This is a genomic window from Streptomyces sp. NPDC021100 (assembly GCF_044333095.1).
Taxonomy (GTDB): domain Bacteria; phylum Actinomycetota; class Actinomycetes; order Streptomycetales; family Streptomycetaceae; genus Streptomyces.
In genome coordinates, this window is record NZ_JBIRQH010000002.1 from 139,954 (window position 1) to 153,694 (window position 13,741).

The 13,741-nt window shown below is 72.8% G+C and carries 13 protein-coding genes; 7 read left to right on the forward strand and 6 right to left on the reverse strand.

Annotation, left to right across the window (positions count from 1 at the left end; genetic code table 11):
* Positions 1-159: 159 nt before the first annotated feature.
* Complete coding sequence (locus ACH4PU_RS04215) at positions 160-693, forward strand: hypothetical protein (protein ID WP_398265683.1); 534 nt, start codon at positions 160-162, stop codon at positions 691-693.
* A gap of 89 nt (positions 694-782) precedes the next feature.
* Positions 783-974 carry a hypothetical protein gene (locus ACH4PU_RS04220; RefSeq protein WP_185945408.1) on the forward strand — a complete coding sequence of 64 codons (192 nt, stop codon included), beginning with the start codon at positions 783-785 and terminating at the stop codon, positions 972-974.
* Positions 975-1,282: 308 nt separating this feature from the next.
* Here the strand turns inward: ACH4PU_RS04220 and ACH4PU_RS04225 are convergent, their stop codons facing one another.
* Both ACH4PU_RS04225 and ACH4PU_RS04230 read right to left on the reverse strand, forming a co-directional pair.
* On the reverse strand, positions 1,283-1,921 hold the full coding sequence (locus ACH4PU_RS04225; RefSeq protein ID WP_398265687.1) for a hypothetical protein: 639 nt from the start codon (positions 1,919-1,921) through the stop codon (positions 1,283-1,285).
* 184 nt (positions 1,922-2,105) lie between these two features.
* Complete coding sequence (locus ACH4PU_RS04230) at positions 2,106-3,395, reverse strand: MFS transporter (protein ID WP_398266941.1); 1,290 nt, start codon at positions 3,393-3,395, stop codon at positions 2,106-2,108.
* Positions 3,396-3,515: 120 nt separating this feature from the next.
* Between ACH4PU_RS04230 and ACH4PU_RS04235 the strand changes: the two genes are divergently transcribed.
* A complete protein-coding gene (locus ACH4PU_RS04235) occupies positions 3,516-4,070 on the forward strand; it encodes a CGNR zinc finger domain-containing protein (protein WP_398265690.1) in 555 nt (184 codons plus the stop codon).
* A 483-nt stretch (positions 4,071-4,553) separates the two neighbouring features.
* Positions 4,554-5,657: a DNA alkylation repair protein gene (locus ACH4PU_RS04240; protein ID WP_398265693.1), complete on the forward strand. Its 1,104-nt coding sequence runs from the start codon at positions 4,554-4,556 to the stop codon at positions 5,655-5,657.
* Positions 5,658-5,968: 311 nt separating this feature from the next.
* Here ACH4PU_RS04240 and ACH4PU_RS04245 read toward each other — a convergent pair whose 3' ends face one another.
* Together ACH4PU_RS04245 and ACH4PU_RS04250 are read right to left on the reverse strand one after the other, a co-directional pair.
* Positions 5,969-7,447 (reverse strand): MFS transporter, encoded by a 1,479-nt coding sequence (locus tag ACH4PU_RS04245; RefSeq protein ID WP_398265696.1) that lies wholly within the window; start codon positions 7,445-7,447, stop codon positions 5,969-5,971.
* A 429-nt stretch (positions 7,448-7,876) separates the two neighbouring features.
* Positions 7,877-9,166, reverse strand: a complete 1,290-nt coding sequence (locus ACH4PU_RS04250; protein ID WP_398265699.1) for a multidrug effflux MFS transporter — start codon at positions 9,164-9,166, stop codon at positions 7,877-7,879.
* A gap of 47 nt (positions 9,167-9,213) precedes the next feature.
* On the opposite strand from ACH4PU_RS04250, the gene ACH4PU_RS04255 reads away from it, so the two are divergent.
* Entirely contained in the window at positions 9,214-9,771 is a 558-nt protein-coding gene (locus tag ACH4PU_RS04255) for a MarR family winged helix-turn-helix transcriptional regulator (protein WP_398265702.1), read from the forward strand.
* Between the two features lie 566 nt (positions 9,772-10,337).
* Positions 10,338-11,336, forward strand: a complete 999-nt coding sequence (locus ACH4PU_RS04260) for an ADP-ribosylglycohydrolase family protein (protein ID WP_398265705.1) — start codon at positions 10,338-10,340, stop codon at positions 11,334-11,336.
* A gap of 157 nt (positions 11,337-11,493) precedes the next feature.
* Here ACH4PU_RS04260 and ACH4PU_RS04265 read toward each other — a convergent pair whose 3' ends face one another.
* Together ACH4PU_RS04265 and ACH4PU_RS04270 are read right to left on the reverse strand one after the other, a co-directional pair.
* Complete coding sequence (locus tag ACH4PU_RS04265; protein WP_398265708.1) at positions 11,494-11,844, reverse strand: transcriptional regulator; 351 nt, start codon at positions 11,842-11,844, stop codon at positions 11,494-11,496.
* Complete coding sequence (locus ACH4PU_RS04270) at positions 11,841-12,254, reverse strand: hypothetical protein (RefSeq protein ID WP_398265711.1); 414 nt, start codon at positions 12,252-12,254, stop codon at positions 11,841-11,843. The genes ACH4PU_RS04265 and ACH4PU_RS04270 overlap by 4 nt, the downstream gene beginning before the upstream one ends.
* Positions 12,255-12,467: 213 nt before the next feature.
* On the opposite strand from ACH4PU_RS04270, the gene ACH4PU_RS04275 reads away from it, so the two are divergent.
* On the forward strand, positions 12,468-13,661 hold the full coding sequence (locus ACH4PU_RS04275) for an MFS transporter (RefSeq protein WP_398265714.1): 1,194 nt from the start codon (positions 12,468-12,470) through the stop codon (positions 13,659-13,661).
* Positions 13,662-13,741: the final 80 nt, after the last annotated feature.

Below are 13,741 nucleotides of genomic sequence, written 5' to 3' on the forward strand. Positions count from 1 at the left end.
CGTCGGGTCCGTTCGGCCCAGCGTCCGGCCGGGGCCGGGCCGCCGATCCTGGACGCGGGCCGGGAGGAGCCGCCGACCTGTGGCGACCCCGGCTCCTCCCGGTTCCGCGCGTCGTCGGGGCCCGCGCTGCGACCAGGCTCCGCTCCGAGGAGGAACGTCATGTCCCACGCAGTCCTGGCGCTCGGCGTCGTGGTGCTGTGCGCGTCCGGCTGCGTCTGGTACCTGCCGGCCGTCACGGACGTCCGGGCGGGCGGCGACCGGCCCAGATCGCGCCGGCTCGCGGCCGGCGCCTGCCTGACGGGCTGGGGGACGACGGCCCTGCTGGCGCCGCTGCTGCTGGCCGGGGCGGGCTGGCCGACGATCGGCGGCGTCGCCGCGGCGGGCGGCGCGATCTGCGCGGCGCTGCGCTCGCGCGCCCTCGTCGAACGGGGGCGCGAACGGCGGGAGACCGATCGGCACTGGGCGGTGCTCGGCGGCCCCGTCCCCGGCGAACCGGCCCGCCCCCGGCGGGCGTTCACGGGCTGGCTGCTCGTCGGGCTGGCGGCGGCGGTGGCGGTCTTCGCGGCGGTGCTGGCCGGGGGGACGACGAGCGGCGCCCGGCTCGCGGGCGCGGTCGTCGCCGGTGCGGCCGTCACCCTCGTCTTCCTGGGGCTGGCCGGGGTACGGGCGCACACGACGGCGCGGCGGGGCTGACGGGACCCGGGGAGACTCCCCGTTCGCCGGACAGCGCGGCCGCCCGCGGGGGACCATGGGGCGACGGGCGCAGACAGAGAGGTGACGATATGACTTCCCGCATCGGCAACTCCAAGACCATCGACGCACGGGCCCGCGCGCATCTGGGGTCGAAGGGGCTGCTCCGGTGCCGCACCTGCAACAGTTCGAAGGTGTCGGTCCACGATCAGGGCACGCTGGGAGTCCTGGTGATGTGCCAGGTGGACGGCTGCCTCGGGGTGCACACCGTCTTCCAGAGCTGAGGGGCGCGGATGAACTGCCCCGCCTGCGGCAGCGCCAATACGACGATCTTCCCCCGGGACGACGGGTCGGCCTACGGCGAGTGCGGGGACTGCGACGTCTCGTTCACGATCAATCCCTGAGACGGATCAGTTCTTGGGGCGGATCAGCCCTTGAGGCGGATCAGCCCCGGAGACGGATCGGTCCCGGAGACGAGAGCGGCCCCTGAGACGAGGGCGGCCCCGCCGGTACCGGCGGGGCCTTCTCGTTGGTGCGGGTGCGGGAGTGCGGGGTACGGAGTGCGGGCGGGCCCGTGCCCGTCCGGCGGAGGTCAGTGACGGATCGCCGCCACGTGCCGCCGCTGCTCCAGCAGCTGCTGCGCGGTGACCAGGTCCGCCGCCTTGACGGCCTTGTCCGCCGTGGCCTCGGCCCTCGCCCCGGCCGCCGGAGCGGGCGGCGTGGCGCAGGCGACGTCCGTGCCCGTCGTGTAGACGCCGTCCTTCTTGGCCTGGCCGCCCTGGTACTCGTAGTAGACGTACGAGTAGAGGTCGATCCGCCTGCTGGGGCCGCAGGCCGAGTCGGCGGCGATGTCGTAGGTCAACTTGACCGTGCGGGTGGCGCCCGGGACGACGGGCACGTTGTAGCGGACGACGCCGGTCTGCTTGTTGACGTCGCACTGGACGGCCTCACCGGTGCAGGACTTGAAGGTGTACTTCAGCCCGGGGTCCTGCGAGGTGGTCCAGGTCGGCTGGATCGACTGGTACACGAACTGGGTGTTCGTGGTCTGGTCGTTGGTGAAGGTCATGGTGAGGGTGACCGTGGAGCCGGGGGTCGCCGACGGCTTGTCGGCGGTGATGGTCATGGGCGGCGCGGCGGCCGCCGAGGCCGGCTGCTGGACCAGGCCGGGCAGGCCGATGCCGAGGGCGAGGAGACCGGAGAGACCGAGGCGTCTGCGTGTTGTAGGGCGCATGGCGGAGGAGAGTAGACAGCCGTGTTTCCCGTGACTGCACCGCCCGAAAGGGATCGGCCACGCTCCGGCGGAGGCGTGTGACTCGCGGTGCTGGTGCAGCGCCGAATGCCTCGCGTGGACAGGTGTGCGAGTTGGCCGGGAAATGACGGGTGAAGGGGGGCGGGGAGGGGCGGAACGGGCCGTTTCACCTCACCTTCCGCAGCCGTTCCGCCGTCGCCGTGCGCAGGAACGGCGGGACGGTCAGGACGACAGCCGCCGCGAAGACCAGGAAGGCGGTCCGCTCCCCGAAGCCCTGGGCCAGCAGCCCCGCCACGCCCGCGCCGAGGGGCATCGCGCCCCAGCTGAGCAGCCGGTGGGCGCCGCTGTAGCGGCCCATCATCGCGTCCGGGACGAGATGCTGGCCGATCAGGCGGGCGTTGACGGTCCACAGGGTGCCGCCCAGTCCGCCGAGGAACGCCGCGCCGGCCACGGCCCACGGACTGCCCGTCAGCCCCGGTACGGCCACCATCAGGAAGGTGGTGACCAGGTCCGCGAGGAGGGCCCGGCGCCGGCCGAGCAGCCGGTTGACGCGGGCGACGGTGAGGGCTCCGGTCAGCCCGCCGAGCCCGAGGGCGCTGACCATGATCCCGTAGTCGCCGGCCGACAGACCCATGCGGCCGGTGGCGACCACCGGCATCAGGGCCGTCCAGGCGCCCCAGCTCGCGCAGAGCACCGTGAGGGTGAGGGACATGGTCCGCAGCAGCGGCTCCCGCCACAGGAACCGCAGTCCGTCCCGGATCTCCCGGTGCACGTCCGGCCGCGGCCCGCCGGCGGGGCCGGACGGTACGGGCCGGAACCGGCCGGCGAGCAACAGGAGCAGGCCGCTGCCGGCCGCGTAGACGACCCAGACGGAGCCGAGGGCGATGCCCGTGCCGGCGGCCAGCAGGAGGCCTCCGACGAACGGGCCGCCGAACTCGTTGGCGGCCGTCTCCGCCCCGGCGATCCACGCGTTCACCCGCTCCCGGCGGGGCGGGGGCACCAGGGCGGGGACGAGCGCCGCCGCGGCCGTGAGCGCGACGACCTCGGCGACGCCCAGCACGAGGGCGGCCCCGAGGAGGACGGCGATGCCCGCCCGGCCCGTCGTCACCGTCGCGGCGAGCCCGCCGACGGCGAGCAGCCGCATGCCGTCCGCGAGCCACAGCAGCTTCCGCCGGTCGGCACGGTCCGCCAGGACGCCGATGTGCAGGGCGGTCAGCAGCCACGGCAGCGTCAGCGCGAGGGAGACGGCCGAGACGAGCGCGGGGGACGTCGTCAGCCGGGTCGCCAGCAGCGGCAGGACGACCTTGGTGACGCCGTCCGCGAGGTTGGTGACGACGGTGAACACCGGCAGCACGACGGAGTTGCGGGTTCCGGCGGACGGCCCGTCCGCGGCCCGCTCCCCCGCGGCCTGTTCCTCCGCCGCCCGCCCTCCGGTGGCGACGGCGTCTCCCGCGATGCTCACGGTTAACCCCCTAATGCGGATGACGGGTTAGCGGGACGGGAGCCTGACACGGGGAGCAATCACCCGTCAACCGGTAACCGCGATAGCCGGTTAAGCTGTGCGGGGAGGTACGAGATGCGTGAAGCACCGCCGGCGGCCCTGCTGGTCGAGGCGTTCGTCAACACCGTCGACGTCGAGCAGGGGACCGACGACCTGCCCGGCCCGGCCGAACTGGCCGCCTGGTTCCGCGAGCACGGGCTCCCGGCCGGGGACCCGGCGCCCGGCGCCGAGGACCACCGCCTCGCCCTGGCCCTGCGCGCCGGACTCCGCGAGGAACTGGGCATCCACGTCGGCGACTCCGCCGACCCCCGGCACGTCGAGGCCGCCGAGGCGGCGCTGGCGGCCCTGCCGCTGCGGGCCGTCCTGCGCCCCGGCACCACCGGTGCCGCCCTGGTCCCCGACCCCGAGGCACCCCCGGCGCGGCGCGCGCTGGGCGCCCTGGCCGTCGCCTGGAGCGAACTGGCCGTCACCGGCGAGGCGGCCCGCCTCAAGCGCTGCGCGGAGCACGGCTGCGCCTGGGTCTTCTGGGACACGTCCAAGAACCGCAGCCGCCGCTGGTGTTCGATGCGGGTCTGCGGCAACCGCGCCAAGGCCCGCCGCTACGCGGCCCGGCAGACCGCCGGCTCGTGAGAGCCGCTTCCCCGGCCGCCGTTGGACACCTCACGAGGCCAAGGCGTCAAGCTGCGGTCGCGAGGGGGGACGGGGAAGGTTGTTCCGTCATCGAACAGCACCCGCTTCCGAACGGTGGTGTCCGGCAGGCTCTGCCAAGGCGGGCGGAGCGATACCTTACGGCCGTCGACCGAGAGGAGATTTCGTGAGGCATCGCGGTCGGCGAGAACCGGTGGACGGCGACGACCTCGTCTTCCAGGTCCGATGCATGGCCGTCCATGCCCCGAAGCTGCTTGAGGCGGGATGTCGTCGCAGCTCAGAGTGGTTGAGGCCCGGGCCGTGTGTCAGTGGTCCGTGGCAGACTCGAGACCATGACATCCCGGTCGAAATTCCCGCCGCTCCCGAACGAACAGAGGGAGAGCATCGAGCCCGTTCTTCCGTCGGCCGGGGGCCGTACAGGGCGAGCGGCCGGGGGCCTCGACGTGACCATTGGCGGGCGTTGAGATGGCCGATTTCAAGGGCGAACTGTCGCCGGAGCTCATCGGGCGTCTCGCGGGTGACTTCGCGGGTGCCTCGGCGTCGTTCGATCGGACGGCGTTCGAGCAGCTCGCGGGCGCCGGTATCGGTGAACTGGAATTGAAGGCCCGTATCGACCAGATCGCCCGTGCCCTCTCGGCGACGATGCCGGCGTCCCCCGAAGAGGCTGACCGGGTGATCCGTGGCGCCCTCGCCGGCGGGGGCCTCACGGGATGGGCTTCCATGCCCGTCAACGCCTACGTCGCCTCGGCGCTGCTGGACCGGCCCGACATCGCGCTGCCGCTGCTGGCCGCGCTCACTCCCCGCCACACTGCCGAGTTCGCGATCCGCCCGTTCGTCGACGCCCACTACGAGGTGACGATGGACCGGCTCAGGGCGTGGACCACCGACCCGGACGAACACGTTCGGCGGCTTGTCTCGGAGGGCACGCGCCCGCGCCTGCCCTGGGCACAGCGGCTCTCCCGGTTCGTCGCCGATCCCGCTCCCGCGCTGGCGCTGCTGGAGGCTCTCGTCGACGACGAGTCCCTCTACGTGCGCCGTTCCGTGGCGAACCACCTGAACGACATCAGCAAGGATCACCCCGACCTCGTCCTCGACACCGCACGGCGATGGTCCCGCAACAGTACGCAGGGCGATTTCGTCGTGCGCCACGGTCTGCGGACGCTCGTCAAACGAGGGCACCCGGAAGCTCTCGCGGTTCTCGGGTTCGACCACCAGGCCCCGATCAGCATCACCAACCTCGCCTGCTCACCGTCCGCCATCTCCATCGGGGAGGCGACCAGCGTCACCTTCACGCTGCACGCCACCGAGGCGACGACGGCGGCGATCGATTACCTGGTCCACTACCAAGGCGTCCGCGGTCCCAAGGCGGGCAAGGTGTTCAAGCTGACCGTCCGGGACCTCCCCGCGGGCGAAGCGGTCCACTTCTCACGCCGGCACCGCTTCGCGAGCCTGTCGGTCCGCACGATCCGCCCCGGCCCTCACCGCATCGAGGTCCAGGCCAACGGACGCATCCTCGGTGCGACCGAGGTCTTCGTCACCGCTGCCGAGACACCGCAAGGCATAGCCTGAGGTTGCTGGGCTGAACGTCCAGCGCTCCGGGATGCGCTCAGGCGGTCACCTGCGCCCCGGTCTCGACGGCCCCAAGAGGGCCGCCGTCCTTGGCGCCCCGGTCTGCAGCCATGCCACTTCACTTGCCGAGACCGCTGTCGCGTTTCTGCAACCACGTTGCCGTGACTTGCCCGATATGCCTCAGCCAGCCCACATCTGACGAACGCGTGGCACCCGTTCCCCTCCGCCCGAGATTTCGGCCCTCGTGGTGGTGTGAGGTGTTCGGGGAGAGGCGGCGGCACCGGGAGGTGCCGCCGCCTTGGGAACCCGGTTTACCCGGCCCGGTTCTTCGTGGGCTTGGGCAGGCAGAACATCAGGGCCCACATCAGGGCGAGGAGGCTGCCGACCCACCACAGCACGGTGATGAACGCGTCGCGGTGGAGTGCGGCGTCGGGCGAGCCGCCGGTGGTGGCGAAGAACACCAGGGCGGTCAGCGCGGTGCCGAGGGCGATGCCCAGGTGCATGACGGTGTTGAACAGGCCCGAGGCGGACCCGGCGTCCTCGTGCGGCACCCTGGCCAGCGACATGTCGGCGAGCGGGCCGCTGACCATGCCGAGGCCAAACCCGATCAGCACCACCGGAGCGGTCATCGCCGGCAGGGTCAGGCCCCCCTGGCCCGCGTCGATCTGGAGCCCGTAGGCAGCCATCGCGGCAAGCGTGATGAGGACTCCGGCCTGCGGCAGCCGGCGGGCGAAGCGTCCGCCGCTCTTCGCGGTGATGGTCGCACCGGCCAGCTCTCCTACGGAGAGCAGCACGAAGGCCAGGGCGGCGTGGAAGGGACTCATGCCCAGTCCGCGCTGGAGGTAGAGGGTCCAGGTCATGAAGAACAGCCCGCACAGCAGGCCGTGCATCAGCTGCGCGGCCATGCCGCCGGAGAACTGCCTGCCCCGGAAGAGGGACAGTGCCACCAGGGGGGCGTTGTTCTGCTTGCGCCGCTGCTGGCGCAGGAAGGCGCCGAGGGCGAGGAGACCGGTGGCGAGCAGGGCGAAGCACCACAGCGGCCAGTGATGGAGGTGCCCCTCGGTGAGCGGGAAGACGATCAGGACGATGGCCAGGGCGGACAGCAGCATGCCGGTCAGGTCCAGCCGGGCGGCCTTCTTCACGGCCGACTCGGGGATAAACCGGCGTCCCAGGAGGAGCACGGCGAGGCCGACGGGCACGTTGACCAGGAAGATCGGCCGCCAGGACAGTCCGAACAGGTCGGCCTCGGTGAGCAGGCCCCCCATCACCGGGCCCAGGACATTGGCGAGCGACATGACGGCCCCGTAGAGACCGAATACTTTGCTGCGGTTGTGCCCGTCGAAGGTGACGTGGAGGGTGGCCAGGATCTGCGGGATCATGATGGCCACGCTCACGCCCTGGAGGGCGCGGGCGCCGATCAGCACGCCCGGCCCGGCAGCCAGGCCGCACAGCAGCGAGGCCGCGGTGAACACGACGGTGCCGATCAGGAGGACCTTTCGCCGGCCGTAGAGGTCGCCGAGGCGCCCGCCGGTGATCAGCCCGACGGCGACGGGCAGGGAATAGCCGGTGGTCAGCCACTGCACCGCGTCCGGTCCGGCGCCGGTCGACTCCTGGATCGCGGGCAGGGCGGTCAGGACCACCGACTGGTCGATCATGTCCATCAGCTCGGCGCCCAGCAGCGCCAGGAGGGCGATCCAGGCGGCCAGGCCCATCCTCGACAGTCCGGGTGCGGGGTGGTGTGGGGGCTCGGTGGTGTGCTGCGGCTCGTTGTCGAGCGCGGGGGAAGGCACTGCGGGGGCTCCTGATCCAAGGAGCCGGGGAGCCCTGCCGTCAGCCGCACCGGGGCCGGAAAACACGAAACCCGGGGCAGACGGCAGAGCTGCACCCGGAAAATGACAGGGAAACGCGGGGGTGGGTGACGCAACTCAGGCCAGTGCGACGTCCGCCCCCGGACACGTTCGAACGATCAGAACGTGGGGGAACTGCGGACGGCGACGCGGCCTGGGAGATAAGTCGTCACCTCGAAACACAGCGCCGGGCCCCGGAATGGGCACCAAGCGGAACTCGAACAGGGTAAAGGCCGCTCCGGCGTCCATGCAACGCGCTTCCTCGCACCCCTCACTGCGGGGCGTCACCCCGCTCCGGACCCGGCATCCCGGGGTGGGCGGCGCACCACGACTCTGCCGCGCGGCCGGGCTCCCGCCGGGTCCGCGGCCGCGTCAGCGGGCTCCTGCGGCCACTTCGCCGTGGGCCTGCCGGGGACGGACCAGGAAGAGCAGCGCCAGGACGGCCAGTGCGAGGGAGGCGAGCATGATGGCGGCCATCGGCAGGGAGCTGTCCTCGCCGAAGACGCCGACCAGCGGGGAAGCGATGGCGCCGCAGAGGAATTGCAGGCCGCCGAGGAGGGCGGAGGCGGCTCCCGGCGTGGCGCGGCCCAGGTTCTGGCCGAGGCTCATGGCCGCGGGGAAGATCATGCCGATGCCGCACAGGACGACGCAGAGGGTGATCCACGACCCGGCGAAGGTCTCGCCGATGGCGAGTGTGACGATCACCTGGGCCAGCGCTCCGGCGGCCGCGGTGGCGACGCCGGCGGCGAGCAGCGTGTTCAGCCGGACCCGCCGGGCGAGCCGGGCGAAGACGGTGCCGGCGAGCAGCATGCCGACGGCGTTGAGGGCGAAGATGAGCGAGTAGGTGCCGGCGGAGACGCCATGGATGTGCTCGAAGACGAAGCTGGATCCGCTGATGTAGGCGAACAGGGCCGCCGCGGCCGTGCCGAGGACGAGGACGTAGCCCATGAAGGGGCGATTGCCCATCAGACGTCCCATGGCCCGGAACGTGCCGGAGAGCCCGCCGCCCTGGCGGCGCTCCGGTGGCAGTGATTCCGGGACCTTGGTCAGTACTCCGAGCAGCAGCAGGACACCGATCAAGGTCAGCACCCCGAAGACCGCCCGCCAGGTGGAGACGGCCAGGATCGCCCCGCCGAGAACGGGGGCGGCGACCGGGGCCACGCCGAGGATCTGGGAGAGCACCGCGAAGTAGCGGGGGATGTCCGGCCCGGCGAAGCGGTCGGTGATCACGGCCCGGGCGAGCACCATGCCGACCGCACCCGCCACGCCCTGCAGGAAGCGCGCGGCGACCAGCAGGTACACGTTCGGTGCGACCGCGCAGAGCAGGGAGAACACGACGAACGCGGTGGCGCCGGCCAGCAGCGGCCTGCGTCGTCCCAGGCTGTCGCTGAGCGGGCCCAGGAGGAGCTGGCCGACGACCAGGCCCACCAGGAAGGCCGTCATGGTCAGCTGAATCGCGGAACTGCCGGTGTGCAGGGCGGAACCCATCGTCGGGAAGCCCGGCACGTACATGTCGGTGGCCAGCGGGGCGACCGCCGTCAGCGCGCCGAGCACGACCAGCAGCCCGCCGGTGCGCGCGGAAGGGGCGGGCGGACGGGCGGGCGAACGGGCGGCGCCGACCGGCTTCCGGTTGTCCGAGGTGGAGGTGGAACTCGATATCATGGACATAACGATAACCAGTGGTTCACCGGTTTACAAAGGTGGTTCCTGTGCTCCCTTCCGCATCCTCCGTCCACGCCCGATGGGCCGCTCACGGCCCGGGGCTCGACACCTCGCCCATGGAGGTCGTCGGTCTCCTGAAAAGGATCATGGCGCTGCGTGACGGCGTCGTGGAGCCGCTGTACGAAGGAGCGCCGCTGACCGCGCCCGAGGTCGACCTGCTGGTGCCGCTGCGGCATCTGGACGAGCCGGTCATCGCGCGCCGCATCGCCGAGCACCGGGGGATGTCCCGGGCGGGCGTCAGCAAGGCGCTGGCGAAGCTGGAGAAGCGCGGCTTTGTCGAACGCACGTCCCACCCCGCCGACCGGCGCGCCACTTTGGTGAGCGTCACGGAAGCGGGCAAGGCCGCGATGGACGCGCTGTTCCCTCGCCAGCTGGAGGTCGAGGCCCGGCTGCTGGAAGCACTCGGTGAGCACCGCGAGGAGGTGCTCCAAGCACTGGAGCGTCTGGCCGAGGCCATGGAGCGCGGCCTTGCCGCCGCCACAGCGGCCGCGGAGCACGGCGGGGCCGAGAGGCCGACCGGGACGGGCGGTCACCCGACCGGCTGAGCACCGCCGAAGCGGGGGCCGAGGGCGGCGCGCCGCCCGGTGCGCCGGCCACCGCCCTGCTTGACGACGGGAGCGGTTCGCAGGCTTCCTCGGGCCGCCACAGGTCCAGGACGAGGGGCCGGCTGTCGTCGGGTGCGGCTTACAACCTGATCCCGGGCCTCGACCTCACCAGGTCGGGCCGACACCTCACCAGCCGTTCGCGGCACCAGCGCACCACGCGGGCCTCGGTCTGTGCGGGAGCTCGGCAGCTCGGGCGTAACGAGAGGTCTCGTGCAGTGGGCTCGCATCACGAAGGTCAACGAGCGGAACCAGCAGCAGGTGGCGGCAATCGCGAGGACGCCAGGCGTCACCGGATCTCCAAGCGAGGCATCGTGAGCCGCGTGAGGCATAGGCATCCGCCCGGCGCCCACGCGACCGCCGTCACCGCGAGAGGCAGGACCGTGCACCGGTCTGACGGAATGCATCCCTTGGCAGGGTGGCCGGAGGCGTCACGGTCCCACTACTCGAGCAGTACGGTGGGACATTGCCCCGCCTGGTCTGTCATAACAAGAGATTAGGGTGGCCGGGTGAAAGCGACAGGAGCACTGACCGGGCTGGCCGTCGGGGACGCGATGGGCTTCCCCACCGAATTCAACGACGTGGCGTCGATCCTCGCGAAGTGCGGGCCCTGGCGAACCATGGACCTGCCGCGCCCCGCGTTCATCACGGACGACACGCAGATGACCCTCGCCGTCGCACGGGCGCTCCGCACGGCCCTGGAGCAGGGCCCGCTCGAGGCACGCCACCTGGCGCCGGCGCTGCGGGCGGAGTTCATCGCCTGGTGGCGGTCCCCGGACAACGACCGCGCCCCCGGCCGCACCTGCCTCACCGCGTGCGAGCGCCTCGCCGCGGACGACGGCCCCTGGCAGGCCGCCTGCGACCCGCACTCCAAGGGGTGCGGGGCGAACATGCGGGTGACCCCCCTCGGTCTCGCGCCCGGCCTCTCCCCCGAACAACGCGCCGGAGCCGCCCAGTTGCAGTCCGGTCTCACCCACGGGCACCCCGCGGCCCTCGCGGCGAGCGACCTGACCGCCTACGCGGTACACGTGCTGGCGCAGGGCGCCCGGCCGGCGGAACTGTGCGGGCTGCTGCGCTCGTACGCCGACGAGAGTCGCACCCGCTACCACGAGCGGTGGCTCGGCGATCTCTGGCAGTACGCTCACGACCCCTCCCCCGAGGCGTTCATCACCCGCGGCTGGGACACCTGCCGCGCCGCGCTCGACCGGCTGGAGGAGGCCCTGCGCACCCCCGACCCGGAGGCCGACCCGTGCCTGGCCACGGGCGCGGGCTGGATCGCCGAAGAGGCCCTGGCCACGGGGCTGTTCTGCTTCCTCCTCTTCCCCGACGAGCCGCTCACGGCCGTACGCCGGGCCGCGTGCAGCTCGGGCGACTCCGACTCCATCGCCTGCCTCGCCGGCGCGTTCGCCGGCGCCCACCTCGGCGCCGCAGCCTGGCCCGAGGAGTGGATCGACCGCCTGGAACACCGGGACGAACTGCTGGCTTTCGGCGCCGCGTGGGGCGGCTGAGCCGCCCCGGGGCGCGTAGGGGCCGGCCTGGCAGGTCCGGCCTGGCGGGCCGGTGGGTTGGACGAGTCCGGTCGGTCGCAGGCGAGTTCAGGCGGGCTGGTGTCGGTGTCGGTGTCGGTGTCGACTTAGGTAATCCGTGTCGGCTGGGCTATCGGCGTCAGTCGGGGTCCGGCAAGCCCGCGATGGCTCGTAGCGCGGTCAGGTGCCGCCGATAGCCGGACCGTCCCTCGCCGGTGAGGGAGAGCCAGGTACGGGCCCGCCGGCCCACGCGCCCCTTGGCCACCGCGACCCAGCCGGCCTCTTCCAGGGCCGCGGCCTGCTTCGAGAGCACCGAGTCGGTGATCTCCACCAGGTCGCGCACATAGCCGAACTCGGCCTTGTCGACGGGCGCGAGGGCCGCCACGATCGACAGCCGCACCGGCGACGAGAGCAGCGGCGCCAGCGCGTGCCGCGGGTGCCGGCCCCGGGCGGCGGGGCGCGCAGAACTCTCAGAGCTCTCAAGGCTCACCGTCGTATCCCCCGCAGGGCGCCGACGGCCGGTGGCAGGGCGCAGGCCACGGCCGCCGAGACGGCGAGCGGGACGCTGCCCGTCAAGACGGTGGCACTGAGAATCACCGTGCCGGTGTACAGAGCGGCCCAGGTGCCGATGACGGTCAGGTGCGTGCGCGCGAAGTGCCGGGGGACGACCGGCTGCCGCCCGGCGTACCACGAAAGGACGCCGATGAGCGCCGCGTTGAGGGCACTGACCACGGCCGCCGCGGCCGGTCCGCGCCACAGGACGACCGCGGGCACGAGGAGTGGCTGCCAGCCCGCGAAGATCCAGAGGTAGGCGGCGTACCACCCGCCGCGCCGCCGAGCGGCCGTCTCGAAACGCTGGACGCCGAGCAATCGGGCGGCGGCTTGGGTGTGTTCGGACATGGTCCCCCCTTGTCGGTCCGGCCGGACGGGCCATCGCACCCGATCCGTTGCTTGCCAGCATGGCAGATACTTTCCACTATGGAAAGTGATAAACGCGGCCCGGCCGGCAATCCGCCACGGCCGCCTGACGCGGTGTTGATCGCCCCTCCCCTACGCTGAACGGCACGTCGGCGCCGCGCCGTTCACCGGCGTCTCGAGGAGGGGAGAAGCGGAATGACCAGCGCCGTACAGCCGGCTCTCTGGCGGCGGGTGGGGGTGGTGGCGGCCCTGATGGTCGCCGCGTTCACCTTCAACACGGTGGAGAACCTGCCGATCGGACTGCTCACGCTCCTCTCGGACGACCTGGGCACCTCGCTCGGGGCCGTCGGGATCCTGGTCACCGGCTACGGCGTGACGGTGGCCGTCGCCTCCCTCCCCCTGGCCCACGTCACGCGGTCCGTCCCCCGCCGCCACCTGCTCACCGCGCTGCTCGCGGCGCTGGCGGTGGCGAACGTGGCGGCCGCGGCCGTCGCCTCCTACGCGTTGATGTTCGTCGCACGCGTGGTGACGGCGCTCGCCCAGGCGCTGTTCTGGGCGGTGATGGGACCGGTGGCCGTGGGGTTGTTCCCCGAGCGGGTGCGGGGTCGGGTGCTCGGCGTACTGTCCGTGGCCGGCTCACTCGCCATGGTGCTGGGCGTTCCGGCCGGGACCTGGCTGGGCCGGCACCACGGCCGCGAGGCGCCGTTCGCCGTCCTGGCGGGAGCGGCGGCGGTCTCCATGATCCTGATCGCCGCCCTGCTGCCCGCCACCCGGCCCGAGGAAGGGCACGGCTCGCGCGGCACGCGCCCGGACCGGCGCCGCTTCGCGGTCGTCCTGGCCACCACGGCCCTGTCCGTGACGGGCGCCTTCGCCGGATACACCTACGTGGTCGAGTTCCTGGGCGAGGTCGGCGGCTTCTCCGACGACTCCGTCAGCGCCCTGCTCACCGTGCCGGGCGTGGCGGGCGTCGTCGGGGTCTCCGTCGCCGGCCCGCTGCTCGACCGCTTTCCGCGCGCCACCCTGGCCGTCCCGGTCGGCACGCAGGCGGCCGGGATGCTGGGGCTGTACGCGTTCGGCGACCGGCAGGCGGCGGCCGTTGCCTTCCTGGCGGTGCTCGGCGCCTCGCTGGGACCGGTGTTCATGGCGACGCAGGCCCGGGTCCTGGAGTCCGCGCCCGGCCGTACGGAGGTCGCCCTGGCCGCGAACTCCGGTGCGTTCAACGCGGGGGTGGCCGTCGGGGCCCTGCTCGGCGGCGCGCTGCTGCCCGCGGCGGGCGTGCGCGGCACGTTCCTCGTGGGCGGCCTGCTGACCCTGGCGGCGCTGACGGCGCTGCTCGGCGAGCGGCTGCTGCCGGCCACCGCACCGCGCGGTCCGGCGATCTCGTCCTGAACGGCCGGGCACCGGGCGGTCCCGGAGCGACGCGGAACCGGGCGTTCCCGGGACGGAAAACGAGATGCCCGCGCCGGCTC